General features: G+C 28.0%; 5 protein-coding genes. All 5 read left to right on the top strand.

Translation table 11 applies throughout. The annotated features are described in order from the left end of the window. The first annotated feature begins 963 nt into the window (after positions 1 to 963). Positions 964 to 4,761 (top strand): Eco57I restriction-modification methylase domain-containing protein, encoded by a 3,798-nt coding sequence (locus L8V88_RS05365; RefSeq protein WP_263727162.1) that lies wholly within the window; start codon positions 964 to 966, stop codon positions 4,759 to 4,761. Positions 4,762 to 4,763: 2 nt separating this feature from the next. Continuing rightward, complete coding sequence (locus tag L8V88_RS05360; protein ID WP_263727161.1) at positions 4,764 to 6,524, top strand: ATP-dependent nuclease; 1,761 nt, start codon at positions 4,764 to 4,766, stop codon at positions 6,522 to 6,524. A gap of 46 nt (positions 6,525 to 6,570) precedes the next feature. Further along, a complete protein-coding gene (locus L8V88_RS05355; protein WP_263727160.1) occupies positions 6,571 to 8,439 on the top strand; it encodes a pentapeptide repeat-containing protein in 1,869 nt (622 codons plus the stop codon). A 98-nt stretch (positions 8,440 to 8,537) separates the two neighbouring features. After that, the gene (locus tag L8V88_RS05350) at positions 8,538 to 10,481 is read left to right on the top strand and encodes a BCCT family transporter (RefSeq protein ID WP_263677383.1); all 1,944 of its coding nucleotides are present in this window, start codon (positions 8,538 to 8,540) and stop codon (positions 10,479 to 10,481) included. Positions 10,482 to 10,523: 42 nt separating this feature from the next. Beyond that, on the top strand, positions 10,524 to 12,059 hold the full coding sequence (locus L8V88_RS05345) for an ABC transporter substrate-binding protein (protein ID WP_263727159.1): 1,536 nt from the start codon (positions 10,524 to 10,526) through the stop codon (positions 12,057 to 12,059). Positions 12,060 to 12,070 lie beyond the last annotated feature (11 nt).

Raw genomic sequence — 12,070 nt, 5'->3', positions numbered from 1 at the left:
ATTACTTAGTTGAATCCTTAACTAGTTTATTATTTGTTTTTCTTTAGAAATAGTTTTTATTGTTTTATAATTTATTTCTTTTATTTCTTTTATTTCTTTTATTTCTTTTATTTCTTTTATTTCTTTTATTTCTTTTATTTCTTTTATTTCTTTTATTTCTTTTATTTCTTTTATGGTGCAATCATGAATTATTTAGTGGTTTAGTTTTTACTGCTTGTGGTGGATTAGCTTGGTTAGCTTGTGAAAATTTCTAATTAGTTTGTGTTGATTAGGTAGGATGTTTATTGTTATTTTTTATTATTTTATTTTTTATGGTTTTTATTTAATTGTATTCCTTTTTATTTTTTAATTTATTTTTATTCTTTATTGTTTTATTTTTTACCATGGTTTTTATTTTTGTTTTTAGTTGTTTGTGTTTTTAGTGATTTAGCTTTTAGATTTATATTATTTGGGGATTTAGTCGTTTTAAGTTTAAAATGTTTATAGCGAGTTTGATAAATTTGGTTTTTTAGTTTTTACTGCTTATGTTTTTGGTTTTTTATTAATCTGAAAAATTAGTTTTTTAGTTGTTTAGTTATTGAATTGTTTTAATGGTTTATTTGATGGGTAGGGGTTGGGTGATATTTTATTGTTAGTTATTACTTAGATTGTTGTTTGTTTGGATTGGAAAGATTGGTATTTGAATTAAATAGTGTTGTGGTTTTATAAAATTATAGAATTAATTAGACTTGTTTTATTTGTATATTGTAAGGTGAATTTTATTGTTGGGCTAGAATAAATATGCTTGATAAAGATTAATTGTTTTTGGTTGGTGGATTTTTTAGTTTTGTTAATTGTTATATCTAGATATAGTATATAATGACATGAGAAAATAGTATGGATGACAATGATTAAATTAACTTCTTTTCAATCCTTTAAAGTAAATTTTAGTAAAATACAAAATATTCTTTATAAAGGTTAAAAATGCACTTTACTTTGCTAAATGAAAAAGATTTTTTCAATCCTTACTACCGCAAAAAGCAAATCACACAAAATGAATTTGACACTTTTAGCAAAGCTTTAACGCAGTATCTAGAAAGACTTGAAAGCTCACAAAGTGAAAATGAAGACTATCTTGTAGCTAATGCACTTAGTCCATTTTTAACCATGTTAAATTTCAAAACCCACATCAAAACCAAACAAAAAGGCAAAAGCGAGATTGATTTAGCCATCGCTAAAGATGAGCTTAGCAAAGACTTAGAAGTTCTCATCGAAGCTAAAAAGCCTAACTCAAAAGAATTCATCACCCACACAAAGCCAAATTCCAAAGCCTTGCATGAAGCTATTTTGTATTATTTTAGAAATAGAGAACATAGCTTTAGCTTGAAATTTATCATCATCACAGACTTTTATAAATTTTACATTTTCAAAGCTAGTGAGTTTGAAGAGCTTTTTTATAAAAACACAAGCTTTAAAAAGCTTTTTGAAGAATTTCAAAGCCCAAATTCACTTTTTAAAGGCAACACTGATGAATTTTACAAAGAAGCAAGCAAACTCATAGAAAATTCCAAAGAAAGCTTAAAAGGCTTTTTCATCGATTTAGCTTTTTTAAAAGACAAGCAAAAGTCAAATTTCAAAAACCTAGCAAGCATTTTTAAAACCTTCCATAAAGACTTTTTGCTAAATGAATTTAGCCCAAATGACGCAAACTCACTAAACAATGCATTCTATAAAGAGCTTTTATACATCTTAGGTTTAAGCGAGAGCAAACAGCTTTCTAAATTCATCATTACACAAAGTGAGCAAAGCAAACAAGCTCAAGGCACGCTTTATCATCTCATAGCGAGCAAGCTTCCAAAGCATGATTTTGAAGAGGTGTTAAAATTCATCATACTTTGGTTAAATCGTATTTTATTTTTAAAGCTTATTGAGTCAAATTTAGTTAGATTTAACGATGATAAAACCCTAAAATTCTTAAACTATGAAAAAATTCCAAATTTTACTACCCTTTCACATCTTTTCTTTGATATCTTAGCCAAAGAAAAGCACACAAGAACACAGAGTAAATTTAGCTATTTGCCTTATTTAAATTCATCGCTTTTTGAAAAACAAGCCATCGAAAAAACCACATTAGAAATTGCCACTTTAGAAAATGACGCTTTGCTAGAGTACCACCCACACACGCAGTTAAAAGATGACAAAGGCAAAAGCAAAAAAGGCAAAGTAGGTTTGCTAGAGTATTTGTTTGAGTTTTTAGACAGCTTTGATTTTGGAGCAGATGAGCAAAGCGAAGAACTCATCAAGCAAAAAGAACTCATCAACTCAAGCGTTTTGGGAAATGTCTTTGAAAAACTAAATGGCTACAAAGAAGGTAGTTTTTACACCCCAAGCTTTATCACTTCATACATGTGTAAAGCAAGCATAGAAAAAGTCGTGCTAGATAAGTTTAACCATACTTTTAAGCTAAATGCCACCAAGCTAAACGAGCTAAGAACCCAGTTGCGTCAAGAAAAAATCCCTCAAGAGCAAAAACTAGCCTTGCTAAATTCCATACGCATTTGCGATCCTGCGGTGGGAAGTGGGCATTTTTTAGTTTCAGCTTTAAATGCCATGCTTATGGTGCATTATGAGCTTGGTTTGTTTGAAGAGGACTTTTACCTAAGCGTGCAAAATGATGAAATTTTAGTGCAAAATCACAAAGGCCAATTTTTAGAGTATAAACGCCCTGATTTTGACAAGGACAAAACCCACCTTTGCCAAAAAGAACTTTTCGAGCGTAAAAAAGACATCATAGAAAACAACCTTTTTGGAGTAGATATCAACCCAAACTCATGTGAGATCACTAAACTAAGGCTTTGGATAGAGCTTTTAAAACACAGCTTTTATGAAAGCTTTGATGATACAAACTATCATGATCTTAAAACCCTACCAAACATCGACATCAACATAAAATGCGGAAATTCGCTTATAAGTTATTTTGAAATTCACAAAAGCCTTTCTCACTACCCCAACATCAAAGAACGCATGGATAAATACAAACGCATAGTCAAAGACTACAAAGAAGGCTTTTACACCGACAAAACTCTCATCGCAAAAGAGATCAAAAACCTCAAAGAGTCTTTTAAAAATTTCTGCTTAAAAGACAAATTTGCTAAAGAGATCAAGCAACTTACCAACGGCGCTAATGAATACTCTAAAAAATATGGCGATTTTTTAGCGCAAGATGAAAAAGATGAGAATTTTAGAGCATTTTTCTCTAAAAATATGTTTGAATTTGACTTTGATGAAAGTGCTGCTAAGAAAGAATTTAAAAAGCTTAAAAAGCTTTATGAGAGTATATTTGACTTAGAAAGTGCAAATCCTTTTGAATGGCGTTTTGAATTTAGCGAAGTGCTTGATGAGGGCGGGAGCTTTCAAGGGTTTGATCTCATCATCGGTAACCCACCTTATATAAGAATACAAGGGTTAGATAAAAATTTATCGCAGTATTATAAAAAACATTTTAAAGTGGCAAGTAAAAATTATGATATATACATTTTGTTTGTAGAGCAATGTTTTAAGCTTATAAAAAATAAAGGAACAATTGCTTTTATAATGCCTCATAAATGGATTAATGCTGATTTTGGGTTAAATTTAAGAGAATTTGCAAAAGATAAGATTAGCAAGATTATATCTTTTGGGGAATTTCAGGTTTTTGATGCTTCAACATATACGGCTTTGCAATGGTTTGAGAATAATTCTTCGCATTTGAAATTTATTCAAACGGATAAAAATATCAACTCAAAAGAAGAAATGTCAAATTTTATTTTTAATTTACAAGAAGAAGATTTTAAAATTATAGACAATAAAAAACTATCTTCATCATTTTGGAGTTTTGAAGAAAATTTAAATCAAGAAATTTTCTCAAAAATTAATCAACATATAATGGTGAAAAATATTTTTTCTAAAATTTTTCAAGGTTTAGCTACAAGTAAAGATAGTGTTTATTTTTTAAAAGATTGCAAAGAAAATAAAAATCTAGTTAAAGGATATTCTAAAGAGCTTAATAAGGAAGTGGAGATAGAAAAAGAAATTTTAAAACCACTTTTAATGGGTGATAATTTTCATAGATATGAAAAACCTGTTTCAAATTCAATGGTTTTATTTCCTTATTATAAACAAGATGATGTAAATACTAAAGCAAAAATGTCTCTTTATGATGAAAAGGAATTAAAAGCTAAATTTCCAAAAGCTTGGAGTTATTTAAAAGAGTGTGAAAATGTTTTAAGAGCAAGAGAAAATGGAAGATTTGACAATGCAAAATGGTATCAATTTGGCAGAACACAAGGCATAAATCAAGAGAATATAGAAAAATTACTTTGTCCAGATATTTGTAATAATACTCATTTTGCTTTTGATAATCTTGGAAAATTTTATTTCACTACTACTATTTATGGTTATGTTAAAAATGAAGAATATAAAAATTTAGATTATAAGTATTTAATAGCTATTTTAAATTCATCATTAACTTGGTGGTTTTTGCAAAAAACTAGCGTTGTGATGAGAGGTGGATTTTATAGGATTAAGCCAGCTTATATAGAAAAATTTTGCATACCAAAAATAAATTCTAAAAATGAAAAACTAGTAAACGAGCTTATAAGCTTAGTCGATGAAATTTTAAATTTAAAAGAACAAGACAAAAATGCAAACACCAAAACCCAAGAAGACAAAATAAACTCTATCGTTTATAAACTTTACAACCTAAACGAAGAAGAAATAAAAATCATTAAAAATAAGGAGTGAAAATGAAATTAGTAAAATGTAAAATTGAAAATTTTAGAAGCTATGAAAATACAGAATTTAATTTTTCGGATTTAAGCGTAATTATTGGAAAAAATGATGTAGGAAAATCGACATTATTTGATGCATTGGATATATTTTTTGAAAATAATAAGGCTTTAGAAGATGATGTCAATATTAACTCAAATGAGAATAAATTTAGTATTACTTGTTTCTTTCAGGTTGAACCGCAGACGCAGATTAATATTGATGCTAGCGAAAGTGAAAGAACGCAGACATCTTTAGAGAGTGAGTATTTGTTAAACCAAGAGAATTTATTGCAAATCAAAAAAACATGGGAAAAAGGAAAGTTAAGCAAAACTTATCTTGTTTGCAACTATCCAACCAATTGGGAAAAACCACTTATTACATTAAAGATTCAAGATTTAAGAAAATTACTCTCCGAAGAGTCTGAAGTTAATCAAAATATCAAAAAAGAAATAAGGAATTTTTTATTTTCGCAAGAAAATTTAAATTTTATGGAACAGGAAATAGATATATCCACAAAAGATACTGATATTGTTAGTATATATAACAAATTAAAGGAAAAAATGCCTAAATTTTTATTATTTAAAGCTGATAGAACAAATACAGATAAAGATAGTGAAATCACCCAAATAACAAAAGCCATTACACAAAATGCTATCTCTGAAATTGAGCAACAATTTAATAATATGAAAGAAAATATTTTAGATAATATTAAGAGTTTTGCTAATGCGACACTTGAGCGGTTAAAAAGTTTTGATAAAGATATCGTGAAAGATTTAGTCCCAGATATTACTTCAAAAGAATTAAGTTCATTATTTAGCTATGAATTTAAAAGTGACAGTGGAATATCATTTAATAAAAGAGGTAGTGGAGTTAAAAGGTTGTTTTTATTAAGTTTCTTTTTAGAGGATGCTGAAAGAAAACAACAATCTAATATGATTTATGCAATTGAAGAGCCAGAAACATCACAACATCCAAACTATCAAAGAATAGTTATAGAATCTTTGCAGAAATTAGCACAAAATCAAGGACGTCAAATCTTGCTTACAACACATACTCCAGAGATTGTAAGAATGGTTAATAAGGAAAATATTATTTTTATACAAAAAGATGATGAAGATAGACGAATAGTTTATCATGGAGATGAAATTGATGCAGAGATTCTTGCTGATACTTTAGGTGTTTTGCCGTATTTATTATATCAAAGAGTTTTATTTGTAGAAGGAGAAACAGATGTAAAGTTTTTAAATAATTTAAATAATAAATTTGAATGTTTAAGAAATATATTTGATTTAAAAACAATAACTTTGATTCCATTGCATGGTGGAGGAAATGTTAAAAACTGGATAAGGGAGGATTATTTAAAACAAAGTAATGTTAAATGTCTTTATTTCTTAGATAGAGACGAGGATAGGAGAGATGTTGAAGAGCAAAATTTAATAAGAACAAAAAAGCGAGAAATTGAAAATTATTATCCTATTGATATACTTGAAGAATATTTTAAAAATAAATTGGGTAAGGATTTGATTTTTTCTGATAATTTTAAAAGAAATTGGGATAATGAGGATATAGCTCAATATGTTTTTAATTGTCAATCGGAAGATAAGAAAATTGGAGCAACAAAAATTAAATCAATGTTTGCTAATAAAGAAATATGGGACAAAATCAATGAAAATAATATGCAAAATTTTGATGAAATTAAAGAATGGTTTGAAAGAATGAAAAAATTTTTTATATAAAAACCGCACGTAAAAATTCCATAGCGCCGAGTTAAAAGGATAAAAAATGTATTCTAAATTTTTAACTTTATCAGAAAATGATGTTGAAAAAATCAAAGAAAAATTAAAGAAAGTTATAAAATGTTCTTGTGAATATAATATAAAAGAAATAAATGAAGATGATATAGATGATTTTAAAATTAATGATGAAGAGTATATAAAAGAACATAAAAATTCATTTATCATAAAAAATAATAAAGAAAATATTTTAGACTTAACAATAGATTTAACAATGTTGTCTAAATTATCTGATATGGATTTTCAAATAAAATTTGAAAGTTTTAATATAGAATTTAAAAACGAAAGCAAAGAAAAAATACATATTAAACAAAATTTGTATTTTAGCAATTGCTATTTTAAACAAATAGATTTAAAAAATATTTGTTTTGAAGATTTTGCAATAAGTAACTATAAGCCTATAGATGATTATAAAGCAATGATTGAATTTAATAATTGCGAATTTAAAAATTTACATTTTAGTCATAATAATTTTTTAGAAAGTGTTAAATTTACAAATAATACTAAAATAGGTAATTTGCATTTAAGTTTTAATACATTTGAAAAATATTTTTATGTAAAAGATAGTTTTATTGAAAATATATCTTTGTATAAAAATAAATTTAACGATAAATGTTATTTTTTTAGTATTTTTTTTAAAAACAATGCGTATTTTATTAATTCTTATTTTAAAGATAGTGCTGATTTTTATAAGTGTGAATTTGAAAAGACAGCTAGTTTTTATGGAGCTAGATTTGATAAAACTCCAAATTTTTCTCAGGTAATTTTCAAAGGAAATTTAAATGTTGTAAATACAAATTTAAATTTTACTTTTGATGATTTGCAAGATAGAATTAAACAAGAATATGAAGATTTTAATAAAGATAAAAATGAAAAAGATAAAAAATCTTTAGATAAATTTGCAAATGATTTTAGAGATTCTTTTAGAAATTTTAAAAATGCATTGATAAAAGATAATAATCTTTTAGAAGCTTCAAATTTTCATAAATACGAGCTTTATTGTAAAGAGATAGAATTGAAAGAAAATTGGAATAACAGAGAAACAAAGACAACAGCACGAAAAAGTTCATTACATTTAAAATATTTTATAGATTCTTTGCTTTTGGGTTTTTATAGAAAATTAAGTGATCATCATACCGATTTCTTAAAAGTTTTTAATAATATTGTATTATTAGTTGCTTTGTATAGTGTATTTCTTTTTATGGGAGGATATGAAGATAATCTTAAATCATATCAATATTCTGATAATCTATTAGATAACAATAGTAGTTTGACAAATGCTTTCAAAGATATAAAAAATTCCATTATCGAGTCATCGTTTGTTCAAGAATATCCTTCGTGTATTCTAATATTTTATTATGGATTAATTGCAATTGGATTTTTGATGATTTTCTGGGATATTTTGAAAAATATCAAAACGATTTATGAGGTAATTAAGAATGAAATTTGCATTAAAGAAATAATATTTTGTGTATTAAATTTAGTTGCATATTTTTTAGGTTTATTGGTTGTTTTGATTTATTTAAATATTTATATACCAAAGAGTCAAGACAGTCTTGTAGTCCTTTCAAATATAGGTATATTTTTTGTATTTATCATTTTTTATTTATGGTTGGTGTATTTAAAATCATTAGCGCTAAGATTAGTGTTTGTAGTCGCTAGCTACATTATCGTGATTATAGTATTGGGGATTAGCATATCTATCTTAAATCCTTTTATCGGAAAGATATTTAATGATGAACAAAATTTTACAAATCCTATATTTGTATATATAACATTTGCATATACTATCTTGTTGATTTTAATTCTTTTTTCTTTCCAAAAAACCGCACGTAAAAACTCTATAGTACCAAGTTAAATTAAAAGGCTTATTAAAGCCTTTTTGTTTTTTTGGTTTTTAAATTTTGCTCATTTTTAGCTTATGGTATAATGAAAATTATCCAAAAAAGGAGTACCATGCTAAAGACAAGTTTCAAAAAGTCAGTTTTTATCCCAAGCATTAGCATTATAATCATCTTAAGTCTTAGTTGTATTTTCTTACCTAAGCTTACAAATGATTTTATCAATCATATCAAAAGCGGGATTTTTGCAAATTTTTCATGGTTTTATATACTAAGCGTGAGTTTTTTTGTGTGTTTTATGCTAGCACTCGCACTTTCAAAATTTGGCGATATCAAGCTCGGCGATGATGATGAAAAACCTCATTTTAAATTCACTTCATGGCTTGCTATGCTTTTTGCTACGGGTATGGGTGTGGGGCTTATGTATTTTGGTGTGGCTGAGCCTCTTATACATAAAAAAGCCTTACAAACAAGCGATGAAGAAGCTATGCTACATACTATCTTTCACTGGGGAATTCACCCATGGGCTATTTATGGGGTGTGTGCTTTGGCTATGGCGTATTTTGGTTTTAGATATAAAATGCCTCTTAGCTTGCGTAGCGCTTTTTACCCTTTGCTTAAAGACAAAATTTATGGTTTTTGGGGAAATTTAGTTGATATGCTAGCTTTAATTGTCACGGTTTTTGGTATTAGTACCACACTTGGTTATAGTGCTTCTCAGCTTAATGCTGGCTTTTTAAATTTAGGCATTTTAAACGAACAAAGCTTTTTAGAACAAAGCGTGATTATAATCATCATCATTTCTTTAGCTACGCTTTCATCGATTAGTGGTTTGACAAAGGGCTTAAAAATTTTAAGTGAAGCAAATTTGGTTTTTGCAGTGTGTTTAATGCTTTTTGTGCTTTTTTCAACCAACACCATTCAAATCCTTTCGCAATTTAGCTCTAATATTGGCAATTATTTGCAAAATTTAATTTCTTTGAGCTTTAAGACTTATTATTATGAAAAAGAACATATAGAGTGGTTTAATAATTGGACTATTTATTATTGGGCTTGGTGGCTTAGTTGGGCGCCTTTTGTGGGCTTTTTCATCGCTAAGATTTCTCGCGGTAGAACGATAAGAGAATTTATCTTTGGTGTGCTTGTAGTGCCTACTAGTTTTAATATACTTTGGTTTAGCATTTTTGGTAATAGTGCTTTAAATTTTAATGATATCTTAAGTCCTTTTACTTCAGCGCCTGAAAGCTTGCTTTTTTATTTTTTACAAAATTTTTCTTTTTCTTATTTTAGCTCTTTGCTTGCACTTTTGGTTTTAGCTTTGTTTTTTATCACTTCAGCAGATAGTGGGATATTTGTGTTAAATTCTTTAAGTAGTGGTGGGGCTCATGAGCCATACAAATGGCAAAATATCCTTTGGGGTTTTGTACTTGCGCTTTTAGCTACTTCTTTGTTGTATTCAGGTGGTTTGGGAGCAATTTTAAGTATCACTATGATAGTGGCTTTGCCTTTTGCCTTTTTGCTTTGTTTGATGTGTTTTTCACTGCTTAAAGGTTTAATCGTAGATGTAAATTACTCTTTAACTAAGCTTAGTCAAAGTAGTGTGTATTTTTCAGGGGAATTTTGGCAAGAAAGACTAGCTAGAATTTTAAAACAAAGCAAAGAACAAGACATACAAAATTTCTTAAATACTAAAGTCAAAAATGCTATGGAATCACTCAGTCAAAGTCTAAAAAATTACGGCTTAAAAACACAAATTGTTCAAGAAAAATCAAGTATAAGTTTGATTATAAAAAAAGAATTTGCAAAAGATTTTATCTATGGAGTGCAAGTAGTAAAAAAACAAGCAAGCCAAAGCATAATTGATGATAAATTTATGCCAACTTATTCTAAAGAATTTATTTTTGAGCCACAAACTTTCTTTGCTGATTCGCGTAATGGTTATAATATAGAGTATTTAAACGAGCAAGAAATCATCGTAGATATATTAAAGCAGTATGAGAGGTATTTGCAACTTTTATTTGATGATAAAAATGAAATTTTTACCAAAGCTTATGATTAAAAAGCGTTATAATTTCACTTTATTTTATAAGAAAGGCCTTTTATGTTGAGATTTTTTATCATGCTTTTTTGTGCTTTAAATCTTTTTGCTACCACGCCAAAAGATACGATCGTTATAGCAGTGGAAAATGAACCAGAGCGTATTAATCCGCTTTTTAGTGAAGATCATGATGTGGCAATTGCTCTTGTGTTTTCAGGACTTACACGCTTTGATGAGAATATGAGCTTAGCGCCTGATCTTGCTAGTTCTTGGAAAGTTAGCAAAGATGGGCTTGTTTATGAATTTACTTTAAGAGATGATGTGTTGTGGCATGATGGGGCTAAATTTAGCGCTAAAGATGTGGAATTTAGTATAAATGCTTTAAAAGATGAGAAATTAAATTCACCCTCAAAGGTAAATTTTGACGCAGTTAAAGAAGTAAAAATCATCGATGATTATCGTTTGTCCATCACACTCTCAAAGCCTTTTCCTGCATTTTTAGACGCTTTGAGTGTAGGGATTTTACCAAAACATTTACTTGAAAAAGAAAATTTAAACACCACTAAATTTAATCAAATGCCTATAGGAACAGGATCATATAAGCTAAAGCAATGGAAAAAAGGTCAATACATGATCTTAGAGGCAAATGAAAATTATCATTTAGCTAAGGTAAAAACACCAAAACTCATACTAAAACACATTAAAGATCCAAGTATTAGCGCTATTGAGCTTAAAAATGGTTCTATTGATGTGGCTTTGGTTGATTTTGCTCTAGCTTCAAATTTTGCAAATGATAAAAACTTTAAAATGCTTATAGAACCTTCGGCTGATTATCGTGCTTTGATGTTTAATTTTAATCATGAGTTTTTAAAAGATCAAAATGTGCGTTTAGCACTAAATTATGCTATTGATAAACAAGCTATTATAAATTCACTTTTGCATTCTTTTGGAAAGGTGGCAAATCATCCTTTAGAAAAATCATGGGCAAATCCTAAAGAATTTGCAAGCTATGCTTATGATGTAAAAAAAGCAAATGAGCTTTTAGCAAAAGCAGGTTTTGTGAAAAACAAAAATGGCATTTTAGAAAAAAATGGCAAAGAATTTAGCTTTGAAATGTATGCTATGAGTGAAGATCCACTAAGAGTAGCTTTGGTAAATATCTTGCAAAGTGAGTTTTTAAAGCTTGGCATAAAAGCAAAAGCGGTAGCTAAACCAAGTGGAAGTTTTGATTATACGAAAATTGATAGCTTTTTAGTAGGTTGGGGTAGTCCTTATGATCCTGATTTTCATACCTTTAGAGTTTTTGCAAGTTCTCAAGATAGTGCTTTAAACTCAAGTGGATGGAATTTTGGCCATTATCAAAATGCTAAAGTTGATGAGGCTTTAACAAAGGCTAGAAATTCACTTGATGTAAATGAAAGAAAAAAACACTATAAAGAATTTATTGACGCTTTATATAAAGATCCTGCGTTTTTATTTATAGCTTATATTGATTATCCTTTAGTTTTTGCTAAAAATATCCAAGGTATAAAACCTCACATTTTAGGTCACCATGGGGTAGGTTTTACTTGGAATGCTTATGAGTGGAGCAAAAATTAGTGCTAAAACTC

The sequence above is a fragment of the Campylobacter sp. IFREMER_LSEM_CL2101 genome (assembly GCF_025771825.1).
In the GTDB taxonomy this organism is placed as follows: domain Bacteria; phylum Campylobacterota; class Campylobacteria; order Campylobacterales; family Campylobacteraceae; genus Campylobacter_D; species Campylobacter_D lari_C.
The sequence above is the reverse complement of the archived record's forward strand: the minus strand, read 5'-3'. Positions and strand labels throughout refer to the sequence as shown.